Source organism: Kitasatospora xanthocidica, assembly GCF_014656195.1.
Classification (GTDB): domain Bacteria; phylum Actinomycetota; class Actinomycetes; order Streptomycetales; family Streptomycetaceae; genus Kitasatospora; species Kitasatospora xanthocidica.
In genome coordinates this window covers 34,976-53,426 of the sequence record NZ_BNBY01000014.1, presented here as the reverse complement: position 1 = coordinate 53,426, position 18,451 = coordinate 34,976, and the positions used below count along the sequence as shown (strand labels likewise).

Annotated in this window: 20 protein-coding genes and 1 pseudogene; 13 read left to right on the top strand and 8 right to left on the bottom strand. The window is 72.6% G+C overall.

All coding sequences use genetic code 11. The annotated features are described in order from the left end of the window. Window positions 1-347 precede the first annotated feature (347 nt). The 3 genes and pseudogenes from IE332_RS23700 to IE332_RS42240 all read left to right on the top strand — a co-directional run bounded on the left by IE332_RS23700 (window position 348) and on the right by IE332_RS42240 (window position 1,684). Complete coding sequence (locus IE332_RS23700; protein ID WP_189919884.1) at window positions 348-506, top strand: hypothetical protein; 159 nt, start codon at window positions 348-350, stop codon at window positions 504-506. Between the two features lie 3 nt (window positions 507-509). Then, window positions 510-1,106 (top strand): annotated as a pseudogene (locus IE332_RS42245) (methyltransferase domain-containing protein); the annotation flags it as partial. Window positions 1,107-1,303: 197 nt separating this feature from the next. After that, a complete protein-coding gene (locus IE332_RS42240) occupies window positions 1,304-1,684 on the top strand; it encodes a hypothetical protein (protein WP_308437601.1) in 381 nt (126 codons plus the stop codon). Window positions 1,685-1,827: 143 nt separating this feature from the next. On the opposite strand, the gene IE332_RS23690 is transcribed toward IE332_RS42240, so the two are convergent. Further along, window positions 1,828-3,645, bottom strand: coding sequence for an RICIN domain-containing protein (locus IE332_RS23690; protein ID WP_229928856.1), 1,818 nt, complete (start codon window positions 3,643-3,645; stop codon window positions 1,828-1,830). 223 nt (window positions 3,646-3,868) lie between these two features. Then, window positions 3,869-4,945, bottom strand: a complete 1,077-nt coding sequence (locus tag IE332_RS23685; protein ID WP_189919880.1) for a fatty acid desaturase family protein — start codon at window positions 4,943-4,945, stop codon at window positions 3,869-3,871. Between the two features lie 156 nt (window positions 4,946-5,101). On the opposite strand from IE332_RS23685, the gene IE332_RS23680 reads away from it, so the two are divergent. Beyond that, window positions 5,102-5,830: a dienelactone hydrolase family protein gene (locus tag IE332_RS23680; RefSeq protein ID WP_189919878.1), complete on the top strand. Its 729-nt coding sequence runs from the start codon at window positions 5,102-5,104 to the stop codon at window positions 5,828-5,830. A 58-nt stretch (window positions 5,831-5,888) separates the two neighbouring features. Here IE332_RS23680 and IE332_RS23675 read toward each other — a convergent pair whose 3' ends face one another. Next, the gene (locus tag IE332_RS23675) at window positions 5,889-6,479 is read right to left on the bottom strand and encodes a TetR/AcrR family transcriptional regulator (RefSeq protein WP_189920117.1); all 591 of its coding nucleotides are present in this window, start codon (window positions 6,477-6,479) and stop codon (window positions 5,889-5,891) included. A 74-nt stretch (window positions 6,480-6,553) separates the two neighbouring features. On the opposite strand from IE332_RS23675, the gene IE332_RS23670 reads away from it, so the two are divergent. After that, window positions 6,554-7,426, top strand: a complete 873-nt coding sequence (locus IE332_RS23670; protein ID WP_189919876.1) for an alpha/beta fold hydrolase — start codon at window positions 6,554-6,556, stop codon at window positions 7,424-7,426. Between the two features lie 132 nt (window positions 7,427-7,558). Here IE332_RS23670 and IE332_RS23665 read toward each other — a convergent pair whose 3' ends face one another. Together IE332_RS23665 and IE332_RS23660 are read right to left on the bottom strand one after the other, a co-directional pair. Next, a complete protein-coding gene (locus IE332_RS23665; protein WP_189919874.1) occupies window positions 7,559-8,185 on the bottom strand; it encodes a TetR/AcrR family transcriptional regulator in 627 nt (208 codons plus the stop codon). Between the two features lie 127 nt (window positions 8,186-8,312). Further along, a complete protein-coding gene (locus IE332_RS23660) occupies window positions 8,313-9,086 on the bottom strand; it encodes an SDR family NAD(P)-dependent oxidoreductase (protein WP_189919872.1) in 774 nt (257 codons plus the stop codon). Between the two features lie 133 nt (window positions 9,087-9,219). Between IE332_RS23660 and IE332_RS23655 the strand changes: the two genes are divergently transcribed. Further along, complete coding sequence (locus IE332_RS23655) at window positions 9,220-9,855, top strand: NAD(P)-dependent oxidoreductase (protein WP_189919870.1); 636 nt, start codon at window positions 9,220-9,222, stop codon at window positions 9,853-9,855. 168 nt (window positions 9,856-10,023) lie between these two features. Here IE332_RS23655 and IE332_RS23650 read toward each other — a convergent pair whose 3' ends face one another. After that, window positions 10,024-12,060, bottom strand: coding sequence for a helix-turn-helix domain-containing protein (locus IE332_RS23650; protein WP_189919868.1), 2,037 nt, complete (start codon window positions 12,058-12,060; stop codon window positions 10,024-10,026). A gap of 249 nt (window positions 12,061-12,309) precedes the next feature. Between IE332_RS23650 and IE332_RS23645 the strand changes: the two genes are divergently transcribed. The 4 genes from IE332_RS23645 to IE332_RS23630 all read left to right on the top strand — a co-directional run bounded on the left by IE332_RS23645 (window position 12,310) and on the right by IE332_RS23630 (window position 14,007). After that, on the top strand, window positions 12,310-12,582 hold the full coding sequence (locus tag IE332_RS23645; protein ID WP_189919866.1) for a hypothetical protein: 273 nt from the start codon (window positions 12,310-12,312) through the stop codon (window positions 12,580-12,582). Between the two features lie 467 nt (window positions 12,583-13,049). Further along, window positions 13,050-13,397 (top strand): helix-turn-helix domain-containing protein, encoded by a 348-nt coding sequence (locus tag IE332_RS23640; RefSeq protein WP_229928855.1) that lies wholly within the window; start codon window positions 13,050-13,052, stop codon window positions 13,395-13,397. A gap of 217 nt (window positions 13,398-13,614) precedes the next feature. Next, window positions 13,615-13,767: an LxmA leader domain family RiPP gene (locus tag IE332_RS23635; protein ID WP_189919862.1), complete on the top strand. Its 153-nt coding sequence runs from the start codon at window positions 13,615-13,617 to the stop codon at window positions 13,765-13,767. A 57-nt stretch (window positions 13,768-13,824) separates the two neighbouring features. Beyond that, window positions 13,825-14,007, top strand: a complete 183-nt coding sequence (locus IE332_RS23630) for a hypothetical protein (protein ID WP_189919860.1) — start codon at window positions 13,825-13,827, stop codon at window positions 14,005-14,007. Window positions 14,008-14,178: 171 nt separating this feature from the next. Here the strand turns inward: IE332_RS23630 and IE332_RS23625 are convergent, their stop codons facing one another. Further along, on the bottom strand, window positions 14,179-14,493 hold the full coding sequence (locus tag IE332_RS23625; RefSeq protein WP_189919858.1) for a transcriptional regulator: 315 nt from the start codon (window positions 14,491-14,493) through the stop codon (window positions 14,179-14,181). Beyond that, entirely contained in the window at window positions 14,490-14,906 is a 417-nt protein-coding gene (locus tag IE332_RS23620) for a hypothetical protein (RefSeq protein ID WP_189919856.1), read from the bottom strand. Before IE332_RS23620 ends, IE332_RS23625 begins: the two co-directional genes overlap by 4 nt. Window positions 14,907-14,969: 63 nt before the next feature. Here IE332_RS23620 and IE332_RS23615 point away from each other — a divergent pair, with 63 nt between their 5' ends. From IE332_RS23615 to IE332_RS23605, 3 genes are all read left to right on the top strand, one after another. Further along, entirely contained in the window at window positions 14,970-15,887 is a 918-nt protein-coding gene (locus IE332_RS23615; protein WP_189919854.1) for an ABC transporter ATP-binding protein, read from the top strand. Beyond that, window positions 15,884-17,056: an ABC transporter permease gene (locus tag IE332_RS23610; protein ID WP_189919852.1), complete on the top strand. Its 1,173-nt coding sequence runs from the start codon at window positions 15,884-15,886 to the stop codon at window positions 17,054-17,056. The genes IE332_RS23615 and IE332_RS23610 overlap by 4 nt, the downstream gene beginning before the upstream one ends. 73 nt (window positions 17,057-17,129) lie before the next feature. Continuing rightward, the gene (locus IE332_RS23605) at window positions 17,130-18,404 is read left to right on the top strand and encodes a cation:proton antiporter (protein ID WP_189920116.1); all 1,275 of its coding nucleotides are present in this window, start codon (window positions 17,130-17,132) and stop codon (window positions 18,402-18,404) included. Window positions 18,405-18,451 lie beyond the last annotated feature (47 nt).

Here is an 18,451-nt window from a genome sequence, read left to right as displayed (position 1 = left end):
ACTCGCCGAAGCGGATCGGCTCTCCCGTCCGGTGCAGGTGGTCGAAGATCTCCCGGTACGAGCACAGCAGGCCCACCTCGTAGTACGGGATCCCCTCCTGGCACTACGCCGCCCCGCACCACGAGTGCGCCACTGGGGTACCGTCCGCCATGTGAGCCACCGACACGAGAGATCGACTGTCAAGCGCGCGTGGCGGAACTCCGTGATCGTCGGCATCTGAGAATCTCCGCGAACCCCGCCGGCCCACGTCCGGAATATTCGAGAATCGCGCGCCGTCCCGCCTTCTCCTCCGCCCTACCGTACTTCTCAACGGCGGTATTCGACGCCGCCGTTGAAGGGAGAAGAACATGCCCGTGTTCGACAGCGGCAAGCACGGCGGCGGGTCCGGCTCCGGTGGTGGCGGCGGCCAGCAGGACGACAGCAGCAGCGGCAACAAGCACGGTGGCGGCGGCAGCGACGAGGGTGGCAACACCTCGGACGGCAGCGGCCCGGCGTCGGGCGGCTGACGCGTGAGCGAGCGGCACGAAGCGGAGGCCGGCCGGGCCCGGCTGGCCTCCGCGCTCATCGCGAACGGGTCCCTCACCGCGGACTGGCTGCCCGGCTACCACTCCGTCCCCCGCCACTGGTTCGTCCCGGCTCTGGTCTGGCCCGGTCAGGGTGACGGGGTCCGCCAGGGCGAGGCGGTGAACCGGCACGCCGACCCGGCGGCCTGGTGGCGTGCCGTCTACTCGGACGTCCCGCTCACCACCCAGTGGGACGACGGCGACCACAGCGGGGAAGGCCGCGGTACCACTCCCACCTCCTCCAACTCCATGCCGACCATGGTGTTCTCGATGCTCGCCGCCCTGGACACCGGGCCCGGGGACCGGGTGCTGGAGGTCGGTACCGGCACGGGCTGGAACGCCGCCCTGCTCTCCCAGCGGCTCGGCTCCGGCAACGTCGTGACGGTCGAGGTGGACGAGGAGAACGCCGCCGAGGCACGGCAGCGGCTGGCGCGCGCCGGGCACTCACCCACGCTCGTGGTCGGCGACGGAACCGCGGGCCACCCGGACCGCGCGCCGTACGACCGGGTGATCGCCACCTGCTCGGTCCGCCGGGTGCCGCCCGCCTGGATCGAGCAGACCCGCCCCGGCGGCCTGATCGTCGCGCCGTGGGGCCCCGAGTACGGCGGGGAGGCGGTCGTCCGGCTGACCGTGGGCGGCGACGGCACCGCGAGCGGCCTGTTCGTCGGGTCGTCCGCTTTCATGCGGCTCCGGCAGCAGCGCGCCGCCCGTCCCGGCAGCCTGGAGTACCTGTCCCGGCCGTGGCCGGCGGACGGCACCCGGTCGTCGACGACTCTCTCTCCCCGGAGGCCCTGGGCAGCTGGCCGGCCATGTTCGCCGTCGGGGTGCAGGTGCCCGGGGTCTTTCCGCTGGTCGAGCGCTACTCCGACGGCAGCTACACCCTCTGGCTGCACGACAGGGCCGTCACGTCCTGGGCCACCGTCGACTGGGAGCCCGGCCGCGCCGCGTACGAGGTCGTGCAGTCCGGTCCGCGCGGCCTCTGGGAGGAGGTGCGGTCCGCCTGGCACTGGTGGGACGACCGGGGCCGCCCCGGCTTCGAGCGCTTCGGCCTCACCGTCACTCCGGACGGCCAGCGGGTGTGGCTGGACTCCCCGGACGAGCCGATGCCTGCTCGGAGTTGAGGCGAGGAGTGGGAAGTCGGCCACGCCGACTTCCCACTCCCCTCTCACGTGCCGGCGTCGTGCCAGTCCCCTGGACGACGCCCTGGCCGGCGGCTGAGGTTACCCAGAGACGGGTGAAGGGCGGGCCGACCGGCTGCGGGTGGCTACTTGAGCGGCGTGCCGCCCGAGTTGCGGTACGCGGTCGTCTTGTTGATCAGGTTCCCGCCGTCGGTCTCGGGCGTGGTCTGTTCCGTCCAGCCGGCGCCGAACAGGATGCCGCCGACGTGTGCGTCCGCCGCCTGGCCCAGGTGCGAGAAGAACCAGTCGACCTTGTCGTCCTTGTAGTGGTTGGGGGTGTTGTTCTGCGCCATGTTGCCCAGGGGCACCTGCCACAGGACCACCGGCTTGCCCACGGCCTCGGCCATGGTCTTGTAGAACGCGAGGGCGGCGAAGCCCTTCTGGTCGTTCCAGTAGGTGTCCTTGCTGCCGTGGGCGGGCAGCGCGTACCAGCCGGCGTCGCGGTCCGTCACGTCGGTGACCAGGAAGTCGGCGTTCTTCGCCCCGAGGTCCGCGTAGTCCTTGGCGCACTGCGGGGTGTTCTGCTGCCAGTCGAAGCAGGACAGGTGCAGACCCACGCCGGTGTTCGGCGCGTACTTGTGAGTCATCGCGATCATGCACTGGGCCAGGCCGGTGGCGCTGTTCTCCTGCGAGCCGCAGTCCGTCGGGTTCGCGGCCTTGACCTGTGCGGCGACCTGGTGCGGGTTGCCGAGCGACCGGACGTAGCCCCAGAAGTCGGGCTCGATGTCGACCATGTCCTGCGAGGTGCCGATCTTCTGGAGGAAGAAGCGGTAGTCGTTCAGGTAGCGGGTGAGCAGGTCGGTCCTGTTGATGGCCTGGACCTCGCCCGGGCCGTCGCCCTGGCCCGCCGCGTCGCCGAGGTCGCGCAGCGAGTACCAGGTCCAGAGCTGCTTCTGCGGGCGCGACTTGCCCTGGTAGGTCGCCTTGGCCGCAACGGAGTCCCGGTAGGTCACGAAGGTGCCGGGCGCCGTGGTGCTGCCGGTCCAGCAGCCCCACCAGCCCCCCCACGAGTCCTGGCAGCGGGCCGCCGTGTAGTAGTCCGACGAGGGCGCGGGCTGGCTGTGCACGTAGTTGTACCGCACGTCGAACGGCGCGGCGTTCGCCGAGGAGTCCTCCATCGAGCCGCCGATGAGCATCGTGGTGCTGCCCATGAGGCTCTTCGCCGGGCTGGCGCCGCCGGCGGTCGGGGACGCCGGCGGCGCCGACGCCGGGCGGGTGCCGCTGGGAGCCTGGCTCGTCGGAACGCCGCCGCCCGGCGCGGGGACCGTGCCAGGCGTCGTGGGCTTGGTGGACGCGGTGGGCGCGGCAGCCGTGGGGGACGGGGTGGGCGTGGCGTTGCCGCTGCCGCTGCCGCTCCCCGTGTTCCCGGTGCCGCCGGCGCTGCCGGCCGGGACGAGCTGCCACTGCTGCTGGGGGCCGGCCCAGTCGTGGTACTGGGCGATGTGGCTCCCCTCGGCCTTGGAGCCGCCCGGGACCTCGACGGCCTTGCCACTGAAGCGGTTGATCAGGCGCACGTAGCCGTCCGGCGACTTCTCCATGCGGAACTGCTGGTTGGCGCCGTTCAGGTCGCGCCACTGCACCAGCTCGGAGCCCTCGGTCTTCGACCAGCCGTAGTCGTCCAGCACCTTGCCGGAGTTCCGGTTCTGCAGCCGGTAGTTCCCGTCACCCGAGTCGAGGAACTTCCACTGCTGGTTGGTCCCGCCGTTGCGGCTCCACTGCGCCATCGGAGCACCGTCGCTCGTCGCGTAGGCGGGGGCGTCCAGCACCTCGCCGGTGCTGCGGTTGACCAGCAGGTACCAGGAGTTGGTGTCCACGGTTCCCGCCGAGGCCGTGTTGACCACGACCACGGAGCCGCCCACGACCGCCAGGCCGACGGCCGCCCAGAAACTCCGACGCTGGTACAACTTACGGCCACGGTGCGAGCGCGACGAGCTACCACGGCGGGCACGACCGCTGGGAGACGCCTCCGACGACGTGGATGGGCGAGGGAACATGTCGATGCTCTCTTTCAGCCGTTGCCTCTGACCAGACCGCTCGTCCGGACACCCCCCAGTGGTCGCCGCGCACGGAAAGGTTGCCGCGCATCGAAAAAGTTTTTTCCGGGCACCGACCGGCCGGAGCGGGAAGTCACTCGCCGAAGCGGATCGGCTCTCCCGTCCGGTGCAGGTGGGCGAAGATCTCCCGGTACGACCGCAGCAGGCCCACCTCGTAGTACGGGATCCCCTCCTCCGCGCAGAACTCCCGGGTGATCCGCGCTGCCCGGCCGAGCGCCGGGGTCGGCATGCTGGGGAAGAGGTGGTGCTCCACCTGGTAGTTCAGGCCGCCCATCACGGAGTCGACGACCACGCCGCCCCGTACGTTCCGCGAGGTGAGGACCTGGCGGCGCAGGAAGTCCAGCTTCATCTCCGGCGTGACCATCAGCATGCCCTTGTGGTTGGGCGCGAAGACGGCGCCCAGGTACACCCCGAGCAGCGCCTGGTGCACGGCGAGGAACGCGATCGCCTTCCCCGTCGGCAGCGCCGCGAACACCAGGCCGAAGTACGCCGTGAAGTGCACGACCAGCAGCACGCCCTCCAGCACCGGCCGCTTCATCGTGGGGCTGCGCAGCGCCCGGAAGCTGTTGTAGCTGAGGTTGAGGCCCTCCAGCAGGAGCAGCGGCACGAACAGGAACGCCTGCCGGCGCCCGATGAACCGGGCGATCCCGCTCGCCTGCCGGGCCTGCTCCTTGGACCAGACGAGGAGGTCGGGGGAGACGTCCGGGTCGCGTTCCTCGTGGTTCGGGTTGGCGTGGTGGCGGGTGTGCTTGTTCATCCACCAGCCGTAGCTCATGCCCATCAGCAGGTTGGCGGCGATCCGGCCGCCGATCTCGCTCGGCAGCCGCTTGCTGAACACCTGGCGGTGCGCGAGGTCGTGCGACAGCAGGGCGACCTGGGCGAAGACGACGGACATCGCCACCGCCAGGCCGAGCTGCCACCAGGTGTCGCCCAGCGCGAACAGGGCGTACCAGCCGCCGAGGAACGCGGCGAGCACCAGGGCCATCCGGACGGCGTAGTAGCCGGGCCGCCGGTCGAGCAGGCCCTCGGCGGCCATCCGGCGGCTCAGTCGGGCGAAGTCGCTGCCGGCGGGCCCGGTCTGCGGGGCGGGCGCGTCGGGCGCCGGCTGCAGGGCCGGGGCGTCGGCCGTCGTCACGGTCTGTGTGGGCATGCCCCGAGTCTGGTCGGGCGCGGCGGTCCGAAGAACGGGGGAAGCACCCTTCCCGTACGGGGGCTAACCCCCGAGCTGAGACGGGTGCGGGCCCGGCCGTGCCGACCCTCTACGATGTCCGCCGCAAACCATCCGACCTGCACCATGGGGGAATTGATGACCGGTCAATGGCAGGAGCTGGGCACACCCGGCGGCATCGAGGCGTACGTGCACCACCCGGAGGGCGAGGTGCGCGGCGCCGTCGTCGTCTGCTCCGAGCTGTACGGGGTGAACGCCTACGTCCGCGGGATCTGCGCCGAGCTGGCCGCGCTCGGGTACGTCGCGCTGGCGCCGGACTTCTACTGGCGCGACGCCCGTCGCACCGAACTCGGCTACAGCGCCGAGGAGCGCGAGGCGGGCCTCGTCCTGATGCGCGCCCTGGACCGCGACCAGCTGGTGGCCGACGCCGCCGAGGCGCTGGCGGCGGCCCGCGGCCTGGCGGGCGGGCGCGGGGTGGCGTTCCTGGGCATGAGCATGGGCGGCCACATCGCCGTCCGCGCGGCCACCGAACTGCACTTCGAGCTGGCCGCCGTGTTCTACCCGGGCTGGATGCTCAACTCGGGCTTCCCGCTGGTCGGCCCGGTCCCGCCGCTGGAGACCGCCGACCGGATCGCCGCCAACGGCGTGTTCCTGCTCGGCTTCAACGGCGACCAGGACCACATCCTGCCGCTGGAGGAGTGGAAGGCGGTGAAGGAGAAGCTCACCGGGGCCGGGGTCGCCCACGAGCTGGTGACCTACCCGGGCGCCGGGCACGGATTCGCCGCCGACCGCGCCGACGGGCACGACGGCGCCGCCACCGAGGACGCCTGGCGGCGCGTCCACCGGGCCCTGGCCGACCGGCTGTAGGCCCGGCCCCCCGGTGGTCCCCCGCGCTCGTCCGTACGGGCACGGGGGACCACCGGGCTCACGGCGTACGGAACAGCTCGTCCAGGTGGTACGTGAGGATCGCCAGCGCCTCCTCGCCGTCCCGCTGGCCGCCCAGGACGCTCGACCCGAGCCCGTTGACCATGGCCAGCAGCCCGGCCGCCGCCGTGCCCACGTCCCGGCGGGCGTCGATCCGCCCGGCCTCCTGCGCCGCGCGGAGCTGCTTGGCGAGGAAGCCCTCCAGCACGGCCGGCGGCTGCGCGGCCTGCTTCGCCAGAACGGCGGTGTCGCCGAGCACGAGCGTGTAGTACGCCGCGTACGTCCTGGTGATCCGGCGGCTCTCGGCGTCCGTCGGCAGGATGCAGGAGAGGATCGCGGTGACCACCTCGCGCGGGGCGCGCGCCTCGCCGATCCAGCGCTCCATCCGGGCCTGGAGCTGGGCGCCGAGCCTGGCCAGGGCGTCCAGTAGCAGGCCCTCCTTCGTCGTGAAGTAGTACTGCACGAGCCGCAGTGAGACGCCCGCCTCGGCCGCGACCGCCCGCATGCTGGCCGACTGCAGGCCCTCGGTGTCGGCGATGCGCAGCAGGGCCTCGGCGATCTGCCGTCGGCGTTCCTCGTGGTCGACCTTCACGGTCATGGTCCGGCCTCCGCGGGTTCGGCGCTTCTCCTGGTACACCCGTATCATGCCTGTGATACACATGTACCATGCGAATCAGCGAGTTCAGGAACGGCAAGGCCGAAGCCCGCTTCCGCACCGCCTACGAGCACGCACTCACCCGGCTCTGGCCGCAGCCCCGGACGTCGCTCGACGTCCCCACCGGCTACGGCACCACCCGCGTCCACCGCACCGGCCCCGAAGCAGGGCAGCCGATCGTCCTGCTGCCCGGCTCCGGCGGCAACGCCCTGATGTGGCACGGCTACCTCGACGCCCTCGCCCGGCGGCACCCCGTCATCGCCGTCGACACCGTCGGCGAACCCGGCGCCAGCGTGCAGAGCGCCCCCGTCCGGGACGGCCGGGACGCCGCCGCCTGGCTGGAGGAACTCCTCACCGCCCTCGACCTGCCCGCCGTCCACCTGGTCGGCTGCTCCTACGGCGGCTGGATCGCGCTCCACCACCGGATCCACCACCCCGGTCGCGCCACCACCCTCACCCTCGTCGACCCGGCGGGCCTGGCCGACCCCGGCCGCCGCTTCTACACCTGGCTCATCGCCGGCGGCCTCGCCGCGACGGCCCCGCGCCCGCTCCGGCCCCGGCTGGCCCGGCTCGTCGGCAACAGCGCCATCCTGGAGACCGAACTGATGGCCCTGGTCCGCGCCTCGATGGGCTTCCGCCGCCGGCTGCCGCCCGCCACCACCCTCACCGACCAGGAACTCGGCCGCCTCGACGCCTCCGTCCACTTCCTCCTCGGCGAACGCAGCGCCCTGCACGACGCCCGGGAGGCCGCCGCCCGGCTGCACCGCCTCGCCCCCGCCGCCCGGGTCGAACTCGTCCCCCGCGCCGGCCACGCCCTGCCCACCGACGACCCGGCGGCCGTCCTCGCCGGAATCCTCAGCACCACCACCGGACAGGCCAGTTGACCTCGACGCCGACACCGGGAGCCGGGTCGGCCGGTCGTTCAGGTGAAACCGCGGCGCACCGGCCGGGAGCGCCCGACACCCGGGGAAGCCTCGTGCGTGACGGCGCTCCCGCTGCGCTGAGGCCCGCGGGCCCTACGCCCCCGCCTCCGCCCGGTCCGCGCCGAGGGCGGCACGGACCAGGCGGGCGACGGCGGGCACGGCGGCGGTCAGGTCGTCCCCGGCCGCCGCGTCCGCCCCCGCCGCCAGCTCCGCCGCGAGGGCGTCGTAGGTCTCGAAGGCCGTCAGGACGAAGAGCAGGCTCGCCGCGTCCGGCGGCGCGGCCGGCAGCCGGGCGGCGAGGACCGCAGCACCCTCCCGACGGCGGGCGTCGCGATCGGCGATGACCCGGCCGACCTCGTCGTCGAGGGCGGCCAGGGCGCGCAGCCGGCGGGTGCAGACCCGGTCGACCGCCCAGAACCCGCCCATCACCTCGACGAACCGGTCCACCGCCGCCCACGGGTCGGCCAGGCCGAACGCCTCGGCCAGCCGGGCCATGCCGCCCTGGGCGGCGAGGGCGTCGCAGACCGCCTCCAGCAGGCCCGTCTTGGAGCCGAACTGGTAGTAGACGGTGGCCCGGGCGACGTCCGCGCGACGGGCGACCGCGTCCAGCGAGAGCCCGCCGGTCTCCGCCAGATGCACCCGGGCGGCCGCGACGATCCGGGCCCGGGTCTCGTCGACCTCCGCCTGCCGCTGTCCCATCCGGTAGGACCGGGGGCTCATCCCGTTCGCCTCCACTCGCTCCGCGTGAACCGTCCGCGGGAAACCGGCGGTTCCACGCGAACTGGCAGTATCGCCGATCACCCCACCCGGCCCGGCCCGCCCCCGCGGCGGGAGGACACCCCGGGGCTCAGACGATGACCCGCCCGCCGCTGACGTCCAGGGTCTGCCCGGTGATCCAGGAGGACGCGTCGGAGGCCAGGAACAGCGTGGCCGCGGAGATGTCCTCCGGCTCGCCGAGGCGCCCCAGCGGGTGTGCGGCGGCGACCGCGGCCTGCGCCTCCGGCGGCATCTGCGCGGCCGTCCGCTCGGTGCGGACGGCGCCGGGCGCGATCGCGTTGACCCGTACGCCCTCGGCCGCGACCTCCAGCGCGAGCTGGCGGGTGAGCATCAGCACGCCCGCCTTGGCCGCGGCGTACGCGGCGGAGGCGCCGCTGGGCAGCCGGCCCGCCGTGGAGGCCATGGTGACGATCGAACCGCTGCGCCGGGCCAGCAGCCCGGGCAGGAAGGCCCGGACGGTGAGGAAGGTGGCGGTGAGGTTGCCGTCCAGGACGGCCCGCCAGTGCTCCTCGGTCTCGCGGGCGGTCGGTACGGGGTAGCCGTCGCCGCCGGCGAAGGCCGCCAGGACGTCGACCGGGCCGAGCTCCCGCTCGATCCGGTCGACGGCGGAGGCGAGCGCCGCCATGTCGGTGCAGTCGGCGACCAGGCCGAGCGCCCGGGCGCCGTCCGCGCGCAGTTCCTCGGCCACCTCGGCCAGCGCCTTCTCGTCCCGGCCGAGGACGGCGACGGCCGAGCCCTGGCGGGCGAAGGCCCGGGCGGTCTCCGCGCCGATGCCGCGGCTGCCGCCGGTGATCACGACGACCCTGCCGTTCAGGTCGGGGTACCGAGCCTGTCGAACTCCCATGTCCCATCGCTCCTTTGGGCTTGCTCTCGCGGTGTGCTGTGGTTCACTAGATTCATTCATACAGTCCGTCTGAATGAATCACAAGGGACGGTCGCAGGCAGCGTCGGCCCGCTGACCCAGCAAGGAGCAACCGATGAAGATCGCAGTCGTGGGCGCCACCGGCCGCACCGGACGCCTGGTGGTCGACCTCGCGCTGGCGGCCGGACACACCGTCACCGCCGTCGCCCGCACCCCCGCCCGGCTGCCCCGGTTCGCGCACGGCACCCCGCGCACCGCGCAGGCGGACGTCCGCCGACCCGGCTCACTGCTGGAGCCGCTGAACGGCCAGGACGTCGTCGTCGCCACCCTCGGCAGCACCGGCCGCCAGGCCACCACCGTCTTCTCCGACGGCGCCCTGGCCCTGACCGCAGCCGTCCGCTCCGGCGGTGCGCGGCACCTGGTGACGATGGGGTCAGCCGGTCTGGAGACCAGCCAACTCCCCTTCGCCCAACGGGTGGTGACCAAGCTCGTGGTCGACCGGCTGTACCGGGAGATCCACCGGGACCTGGCCCGGATGGAGTCGGTGCTCGCCGCGTCGGACATCGGCTGGACGGTCGTCCGGGTGCCGATGCTCAAGGACGGGCCGCCCTCCGCGAACCCCGCGGTCTCCTACGACCGGCCGCTCCCCCGCGCCGGCACCGCCACCCGCGCCACCGTCGCCCGCTGGATCACCGACCACCTGGGTGACCCGGACACCTACCGCCGCCTCGTCCACCTCTCCGACGGCTGACGGCTGGCCTCCGCCCGTCGACCACGGACGGCAGCCACCCCGCCCGACAGGCCGGGAGCAGGAAGTCGACTGCCCCGACTTCCTGCTCCCCCTGGGGCCCGTCTTCGAACCCCCGCAGGCGGGGGTTCGAAGACGGGCCCCAGCCCGCCCGACCTCCGCCGGGCGGCGTCAGAGCCATCCGTTCTGCGCCGCCCGAAGGCCCGCCTCGAAGCGGCTGCGGGCGCCGAGTTGCTCCATCAGCCGGGCCATGGTCCGACGCACCGTGCTGACGGACACGGCGAGGCGGGTGGCGGCGGCGCTGTCGGTCAGGCCCTGGGCCAGCAGGCGCAGCAGTTCGCGGTCCGCTCCGGAGATGCCCTGCTCCGGCGGGACGGCCTGCTCGTCGCCGTCGACCACGCCCAGCGGGAGGGCCTGTTCCCACGCCATGGCGAACAGCGCCTCCAGGGCCGCGACGGCGCCTGGGAGCCGCAGCACGACGGCGCCGGCCCGCGAATCGTTCATGTCGACCGGGACCAGGGCGGTCTCGTCGTCCACCAGCAGCATGCGCATGGGAAGCGTCGGAACCGTGCGGACCTGGCCCCCCGCGGCGCTGAGGGCCCGGGCGTACTGCAGGGTCGGCGCGTGGTTGCGCACGCTGTCGAGGCAGATCGTGCGGATGTCGACGCCGCGGGCCCGGGCGCGGGCGTTGTTGCGTTCGGCGGCGGCGAGCGCCTGGGGCGAGTGGGCTCCGCCGGGCATGAAGCTGTGGACGGAGCGCTGCGCGCGTTCGGCGATGGCCTCCAGTTCCGTCTGGATGGCGTCGATGCTGTCCAGCCGGCGACAGAGGGAGGGGTCCACGTCGCCGCCGTGTCTGGACAGCGAGTCGATCATCTTGCTGACCTGGGCCTGGGCCCTGGCCAGTTCGCTCTGCCGGGTCCGGAGCTGTTCCTCCTGGTCGTGCAGCAGCGCGTGGAGTCCGACGTGCGGGCTGACGACCCGCCAGCTCCCCTCGGCGCTGAAGGACTCGCGCAGCAGCTGGAGCTCGGCGAGGCGGTCCAGTGCCGTGCGGACGCCTTCCTCGGGGATGCCGAGGTGGTCCGCGATGGCGGGTACGCCGTGGCCCTGCGGGGCGGTGGCGAGGAAGGCGTAGACGGATTCTGTGTGCGGGTCGAGCCCGAGCACGGACAGCATGGTTGTGATCATCCCCCGTGATGGCGATGAGGCGCGCGTGGCCCCCCACCGGCTCTCTTGTTGATCTCCCTGGGCAGTCTCTCCGGCGGCGGCAGGACTTGTCTTGTACAAAGCGGAAACGTTCGGGACGGGCGCGGCCCGCGTCGGCGCAGGCAGCAGGAGGGTCGTCACCTGGTTCGGGACGCGGTCGAGGTCGGACGGGCCGGCGGCCCGCAGTTGCGCGAGCGTGGTCGGCGGCAGCCCGGTCATCGCCTTGATCTCGGCGGACAGGTGGGCCTGATCGGTGAAGCCGGCTCCGGCGGCGATCTCGGCCCAGCTGCTTCCCTGCGTGTGGCTGACGAGTACGTGGTGGAGGCGGGCGATCCGGGCGACCAGCTTGGGGGCGAGGCCGATCTGCTCGTTGAAGCGGGTCCGCAGGTGACGCTCGCTCCAGCCGAGCCTCCGGGCGATCTCGGCGAGGCCGGGCCGGGTGTCGCGGCCGGTCCGGCGGGTGAGGAGGCGGTGGGCTTCGCGCACCTGGGGCGCGACCGTCGGCCCGTTGCGGATCCGGTGGAGGAACCACCGGTCGAGCACGGCGAAGCGCTGCTGCCACGAGTTGGCGCTCTGCAGCCGGTCCTGGAGCCGTTGCGCGTCCGGGCCGAGCACGGAGTCCAGGTCCACGATGGTGTTAGCGCTAACAAAGACGGGCTGCGCAAGCACCTGGTAGGCGCCGAAGGGTGTCAGGGCGACATTGACGCCGTTGAGGTGGCCGGAGTAGGTGGCACTCCTGGCGGTGCTGCGCGGACCGGCCAGCGCGGAGCCGTGCAGCGTGTGGCCGCCCCCCGCCAGCGCCTGGACGTCGACCCGCCCCTCGAACAGGAACAGCAGGCTCGCCGATCCGGAGGGCAGCTCCATGCAGCTCCAGTGGGCACAGCTCTGCGGCGCGCGGAAACCGAGGTAGCGGGCGACCACGCCACTCAGGGGCTTCGCCGGCGCCGCCCGGACGGCTTCCACGCCGGGGCAGCAGGAGGAGTGGGCGTCGGACAGGCGGGTCACTGGCTTGCCTCTCGAGCTGAAGTACAGGTGGTGCGTGGGCGGTTCCCCGGGCCGGGCACGGCCGGTGAGAGCTTGCGCTCAAGAGCGTTTCCGCTCGGACCGACTGTCTTCCGCGGCCTGGCCAGGGCCAGCAATACTCAGACCCGTCGGTAGCAACTGTCAACCGCGGGAACGGAATGGTTCCCGCACGGGAGAGGAGGGCGAAATGTTGGTACTCCCCGGCGGAATCATCTGGGACTGATGAATCACATGGAAATGCTGCTCGTTCTCGGAAGTATCACAGCCGCTTCGACCGCTGAACGGCCAAGGCTGGAACCGGCCGTGATGACGGATCTCCTCTGGTCAGTGGCCACGGCGACCGACCATCTGGAGCACGTCTACGTGTCGACCTCGCCCGGCGTGCTCAACCTCGCCATCTACGTGCTGGCGGGCAGTCCGGAAGAGGCCAGGAACGTGAGCAGGAGGCTGTGCGAACGCGCGGTGAAGCAGTCGCCGGCGCTGTCCGGATGGTCCTGCGTGTGAGTGAATCCGGCGAATCGGCGAAAGGCCGTTCCGTCGGCCCCGCGCCTCCGACCGTCCACGAACTCCCGCCCGCCCGAAGAATCCTGGGACGGCGACCGCCGCCCCGGGGCGGACGAGGCTTCCCGCGCGCCGATCGACCGACGACGCAAACGATCCGTACGGCATGGAACGGAGGAAAAAGGTATGGAAGTCCATAGGTCACCCGCCGCCGCGAAGGCGGCACCGGAACCACGGGCCGGGGCGGCCGGGCCGTCGTCCGACGCGCGGCCCGGACCTTCGCCCGACGGGCGGGCCTGCACGGGAGGACAGGCCGACGTCACCCGTGGCGGACGCTGGCGTCGCCTCATGCGGGCCTGGCCGGGCCTCAGCGACCCGTGGGTGACGGCGGCCCACGTGATGGCCAGACGCTGGTTCCACAGCTGACTCGTTCGTCCGACCACGGGGGAGACACGTTGGCACGACCACCCTTGCTTCCGCCTCAGCGGAAGGCAGACATCATCCTTTCCGTCCTCTCCGGCGAGACGACCGCTGCCGAAGCGGCCCGTGTCGCCGGGGTCTCCAGCCAGGCCATCAGCAACTGGAAGCGCTGCTTCATCAAGGCCGGCTGTGAGGGCCTCGACACCAGTACCGAGCACAGCGGCCGTGAGCAGCAGCTCCTGAAGGAGATCGAGAAGTTGAAGAGCGCACTGGGCGACTCGTACCTGCAGCTGCGCGAGATGCGCGCGCTCGTCCGCAGACCGGGTGCCCGAAGAGGGCCCGCCGAGATCGGGGCCAGAGGCATGGTCCCGGTGATCGGCGGCAGACGGCACGCGTAGGCGGCGGCCCACCCGCCACGTCAACATTCGCACCAGGTTGCGACTTCCGATCGAAGTCCCGAGGTCAGAGGCGTTCACGGGTCAACCGACCACGAGCGGTTCCTCGACGGTGTGTTGGCCCCGGTGATGGACTCTTCCTCGTCGGGCCGGGGGTTCCCCGGAGCCCCCCGGCCCGAGAAGAAGCCCACAAGAGGGTTCCTACTCGGGAGGTAGTGAGATGAACGAGAAGCTGATGGCCGGATACGCCGCGTACACCGACGCTGCGGAGTTCGGCGGCGGCGCCGCGGCCGATGCCCCGGCGACCACCCCGGTCTGCTCCTTCGTCGCTTCGGCGGCGCTGTCCGCGCAGACCGTCATCGGCGGCTGCTGATCAGCCAGCTGTTCTGACCACCACGTCAACATCCACATTTCGAAGGGAAGTCATCACATGAACGCCAACGAGAAGCTCATCGCCGGTTACGTCGCCTACACCACCACCGAGGAGTACTCCCTCGGCCTGGGCGGCGACACCCTGGCCTCGGTCGAGTCGGTCAGCTGGATCGCCTCCCTCGCGGCTTCCGGCGCCGTCGTCAGCGCGAGCGTTTCGGCCACCGTCAAGGCCGGCTGCTGATCATCTGATCGTTTGATCACCTGATCGTCCAGTAGATCAGTTCTTGACATGTGCCGGTGCGGCCGTCTGACCCCCAGACGGCCGCACCGCTCTGCGTTGGCGCCGATGTTCGGGTTGGCACCGTGGTCCGGGTTGGCGCCGATGTTCGGGTTGGCGCCGTAGCCCGGACGCCTACCGGCGGCGGGCGTGGGCCGCCGCGTCGTCGGCGATCTTCCGCAGGGCGCCCAGGTGGCCGGCCAACGCGCTCGCCCCCTCCTCGGTGAGGGCCAGCCAGGTGCGCGGCCTCCTGCCGACGTACCCCTTGCGCACGGAGACGTAGCCGACCTCCTCGAGTGCCGAGACGTTCTTGGACAGGGCCGGCGGCGTCAGCTCGCAGTACTCCTGGACGGAGCGGAACTCCGCTTCGTCGCACGCGGAGAGGAAGGCGCAGATGCGCAGCTTGGTGGCGGTACGGAAGGCCTCGTCCAGGCCGTCGCCGTCGGTCATCGCCCGGCCTTCGTCTGCAGCTTCCACCAGGCGAACGCCCCGGCGAACACGCCGATCCCCGCATAGATCAGGCGGCCGCCCGGGAAGGCCCCCAGGCCCAGGACGATGAACACCAGGCCGACGGAGAACAGCTCCGTCTGAGCCTTGCGGGCGGGGCCCCGCAGACCGCGGATCCCCTGGCGCAGGCGCAGATTGCGCAGCAGGCCCAGGGCCAGCAGCCCCAGGGCGGCGCCCCCCGCGATGGCGGCGAGCCGGAGCCAGGTGTCGTCCGGGGCGAGCCCGTCCAAGGTGATCGCTCCGGCCACCAGCAGACCGCACAGGGCGGGCGCCCAGCCGGGCAGCGGGGGCTGGGCGGCCGTCGCGTAGGAGCGGCGCGCCTGGTCGAGTGCCTCGTTCGCTTCGTCTGCATCCATGACTCCATGCTGGCATCTAGTTCCCCGAATGGCAACTACTTATCTCCAAGGGAGTAGTACTCCGTGAAGCCACTGACCTACAAGGGCGTCACCAAGAGCTACGGCAGCCACCAGGCCCTCGACCGCCTGGACTTCACCGTCCACCCCGGACAGATCTTCGGGTTCGTCGGCGGCAACGGCGCGGGCAAGACCACGGCACTGCGCATCGCCGCCGGCGTGCTGGCCGCCGACCAGGGGGCCGTGTACTGGGGAGACTCCCCGGTCGGCCGCCCCGAGGCGGCCCGCTTCGGCTACATGCCGGAGGAACGCGGCCTCTACCCGAAGATGACGGTCGCCAAGCAACTGCTCTACCTCGGCCGCCTCCACGGCCAGTCCACCGCCCAGGCGCGCTCCGCCATGACCCGCTGGACGCGGCGACTGGGGATCGACGCCCACCACGACAAGCCCATCGACACCCTCAGCCTGGGCAACCAGCAGCGGGTGCAGCTGGCCGCCGCCCTGATCCACGACCCCGATGTGCTCATCCTCGACGAGCCCTTCTCCGGCCTCGACCCGTCCGCCGTCGACGACATGAGCGAGGTGCTGCGCGAGAAGGCGGCCCAAGGGGTCCCCGTCCTGTTCTCCAGCCATCAGCTCGACCTCGTCGAGCGCCTGTGCGACCGGGTCGGGGTCATCGCCGCCGGGCGGCTCGCCGCCGAAGGCAGCCTGGACGAACTGCGCGCCCCCCGCACCGGGCACTCCCTCTACCTGGAGGTCGAGGGGGCACCGCCCGGCTGGCCCGAGGGGACACCCGCCGTCGCGTCCTACCGGCCCGACGCGGCGGGCGTACTGGTGGAACTGGCCGACGGCCACACCGAGAACGACCTGCTGGCCGAAGCCGTCCGGCACGGCACCGTCCGGGCCCTGAACCGGCGCCGCCCCACCCTCACCGAGCTGTTCCGCGACCTGGTCGACCCCGCGAAGGACGGTACCCCCGCATGAAGACCCCCACCGAGAAGCACACCCGCCCGCTGCAGGGCACCTGGCAGGTCTACCGGCGCGAGATCGAGGCCCGGATGGCCACGAAGGGCTACCTGGTGAGCCTGCTCGTCCTGGGCCTGCTCATGTTCGGGCTCACCGTCGGCCTCGACTTCGCCGGCAAGCCCAAGACCTCCAGCGTGGCCGCCTGCGGCGCCCCCGCCGCGGACTTCGGCCCGGCCCCCTCCGGCGCCCGCCTGGTGCCGTGCCCGGACCTGGACGCCGCCCGGCGACTGACCGCGGACCGCAAGGCCGAGGCCGCGGCCGCCGTCACCGCGGACCACGTCACCGTCGTGCTCCGCGGGGACACCCCGGACCAGGCCCGGGCCGTCGCCCTGGCACTCGGCCGCGCCTGGGCCACGAACCACGCCTACGCGCTCCAGCACATCGACACCGCCGCTCTCGACCAGGCCGTCGTCCAGGCCGGGCCCCGTCTCGACACCGTCGGCGCGGGGGTCGGCGCCGCCGAGATCAGCGGCCTGATCAGCATGATCGTCGTCCTGTTCATGCAGATCGTCGGTCAGGGATCGGCCATCGCCCAGGGAGTGGTCGAGGAGAAGTCCACCCGCATCGTCGAGGTCCTGCTGGCCACCGTCAGCCCGCTGCAGCTCATGGTCGGCAAGGTCGCGGGCATCGCCACCGCGGCCGTCGTCCAGGTCGCCGCCATGCTCGGCGCGATGCTCGGCGCCAGGGGACTGTTCCCGGACGCCGGCGGAAGCCTGCCCGGCACCGCGGCCCTCCTCTCGGCCGGCTTCTGGTTCCTGCTCTCCTTCGCGCTCTTCGCGGGCCTGTTCGCGGCGGCCGGTTCGCTGGTGTCCCGCCCCGAGGACCTCCAGACCGTGCTCATGCCCCTGGTCCTGCTCACCCTCGCGCCGGTCGCCGTCGCGGTCGCCGCCGTCCAGTCCCTCTCCTCGTCCTGGGTGCAGATCGTGCAGTACGTCCCGCCGTTCTCCGGGCTCCTGATGCCACTGCAGGCGGGCGCGGGCAATGTGTCCCTCCCCCAGCAGGCCGCGGCCGCGGCGGTCACCATCGCCGCCACCGCCGTCACCATGCGGCTCGCCGCCCGGGTCTACCGCAACTCGATCCTCCGGGTCGGTGCCGCCGTCCGCTGGCGTCAGGCCCTGGCCGCCTGACCGGCACCCCGCGTCGCGTCCCGCCCCGTCCGAACGATCCAGACAAGGAGGCATCGTGCTGCCGAAAGACCCGATGCTCGCCGTTCTCATCGCCGTACCCGCGGTCATCCTCACCTGCCAGGCCAGCGCCTGGGCGGTGCGCCGACTGGGCCAGCCCGCCGTCATCGGGGAGATCCTCGCCGGCATCCTGCTCGGCCCGTCCCTCCTCGGCTGGCTCGCCCCCGACCTCCAGCACTGGCTCCTGCCGCCCGCCGTGCTGCCCATCACCTCCAGCCTGGGCAACCTGGGACTGCTGGTCTTCCTCTTCCTCGTCGGCTTCGAGCTCGACCTCGGCTCGCTGCGCGGCCACAGCCGGACCGCGGCCGCGGTCAGCCAGGCCGGCATCCTCGTCCCGCTGGCCCTGGGCTGCGCGCTCGCCTGGGCGATGTACCCGACGCTGGCGCCGGCGCACACCGGGCGGACGGCCTTCGTCCTGTTCATCGGAACGGCGCTGAGCATCACCGCCTTCCCCGTCCTCGCCCGCATCCTCAGCGACCGCGGCCTGGCCACCACCCAGCTCGGGGCGCTCGCCATGGCCTGCGCCGCGGCCTCCGACGCCATCGCCTGGTGCCTGCTGGCCGGCGTGGTCGCGCTCTGCGCGGCCGGATCACCGGTCTCCGCACTCACCACCCTCGCCCTCGCGGCAGCCGTCACCGCCGCCCTGGTCGCCCTGCGCCCCGGGCTGCTCCGGCTCCTCCAGCGCGCCGAGCGCGCCTCCGACGAGCTCGTCATGGTGACCGTCTTCGTCGGCATGTGCCTGACCGCCTACGTGACCGACCGGATCGGTGTGCACCCGCTGTTCGGGGCGTTCCTCTTCGGCGCGGTCACCCCGCGAGGACTGCCGGCGCTGGAGCGCTGCACCGCCCGGCTGCGCGCCGTGGCCGTTCCGATCCTGCTCCCGCTGTTCTTCGTCGACACCGGCCTGCACACCGACTTCGCCCGGCTGGCCGCCGGCCCGTCCCTGTGGCTGTGGACGCTCGCCGTCCTGGGCGCCGCCGTGGCGGGCAAGTGGGGATCGGCCACCCTCGCGGCCCGCCTCACCGGCTGTGCCTGGCGGCCGGCGGCGGCCCTCGGCGTCCTGATGAACTGCCGCGGCCTGACCGAACTCGTCGTGCTCAACATCGGCCGCCAGCTCGGCGTCATCGGGACGGACCTGTTCTCGATCCTGGTGCTCATGGCGCTGCTGACCACCGCCGCGACCACGCCGCTGCTCAACCTGCTCACCCGCGGCGGCACCGAACTCGCCCGGGAGACCTCCGGCGGCCGGCCGGCGACCCCCGCCCGGGAGGCCGCCGGGGCGCGGCCCTGACCGTCGCCGCGGACAGCGGACACGGGTGCGGCGCCTGCGGTCGAACC

What these genes read in the sequence shown, in the direction of transcription:
- IE332_RS23680 (WP_189919878.1), top strand. Translation starts at nt 5,102, where the DNA reads ATGACCGGTCAATGGCAGGAGCTGGGCACACCCGGCGGCATCGAGGCG.
- IE332_RS23635 (WP_189919862.1), top strand. Translation starts at nt 13,615, where the DNA reads ATGAACGAGAAGCTGATGGCCGGATACGCCGCGTACACCGACGCTGCG.
- IE332_RS23700 (WP_189919884.1), top strand. Translation starts at nt 348, where the DNA reads ATGCCCGTGTTCGACAGCGGCAAGCACGGCGGCGGGTCCGGCTCCGGT.
- IE332_RS23645 (WP_189919866.1), top strand. Translation starts at nt 12,310, where the DNA reads ATGGAAATGCTGCTCGTTCTCGGAAGTATCACAGCCGCTTCGACCGCT.
- IE332_RS23620 (WP_189919856.1), bottom strand. Translation starts at nt 14,906, where the DNA reads ATGGATGCAGACGAAGCGAACGAGGCACTCGACCAGGCGCGCCGCTCC.
- IE332_RS23630 (WP_189919860.1), top strand. Translation starts at nt 13,825, where the DNA reads ATGAACGCCAACGAGAAGCTCATCGCCGGTTACGTCGCCTACACCACC.
- IE332_RS23605 (WP_189920116.1), top strand. Translation starts at nt 17,130, where the DNA reads ATGCTCGCCGTTCTCATCGCCGTACCCGCGGTCATCCTCACCTGCCAG.
- IE332_RS23665 (WP_189919874.1), bottom strand. Translation starts at nt 8,185, where the DNA reads ATGAGCCCCCGGTCCTACCGGATGGGACAGCGGCAGGCGGAGGTCGAC.
- IE332_RS23625 (WP_189919858.1), bottom strand. Translation starts at nt 14,493, where the DNA reads ATGACCGACGGCGACGGCCTGGACGAGGCCTTCCGTACCGCCACCAAG.
- IE332_RS23655 (WP_189919870.1), top strand. Translation starts at nt 9,220, where the DNA reads ATGAAGATCGCAGTCGTGGGCGCCACCGGCCGCACCGGACGCCTGGTG.
- IE332_RS23670 (WP_189919876.1), top strand. Translation starts at nt 6,554, where the DNA reads ATGCGAATCAGCGAGTTCAGGAACGGCAAGGCCGAAGCCCGCTTCCGC.
- IE332_RS23685 (WP_189919880.1), bottom strand. Translation starts at nt 4,945, where the DNA reads ATGCCCACACAGACCGTGACGACGGCCGACGCCCCGGCCCTGCAGCCG.
- IE332_RS23610 (WP_189919852.1), top strand. Translation starts at nt 15,884, where the DNA reads ATGAAGACCCCCACCGAGAAGCACACCCGCCCGCTGCAGGGCACCTGG.
- IE332_RS23660 (WP_189919872.1), bottom strand. Translation starts at nt 9,086, where the DNA reads ATGGGAGTTCGACAGGCTCGGTACCCCGACCTGAACGGCAGGGTCGTC.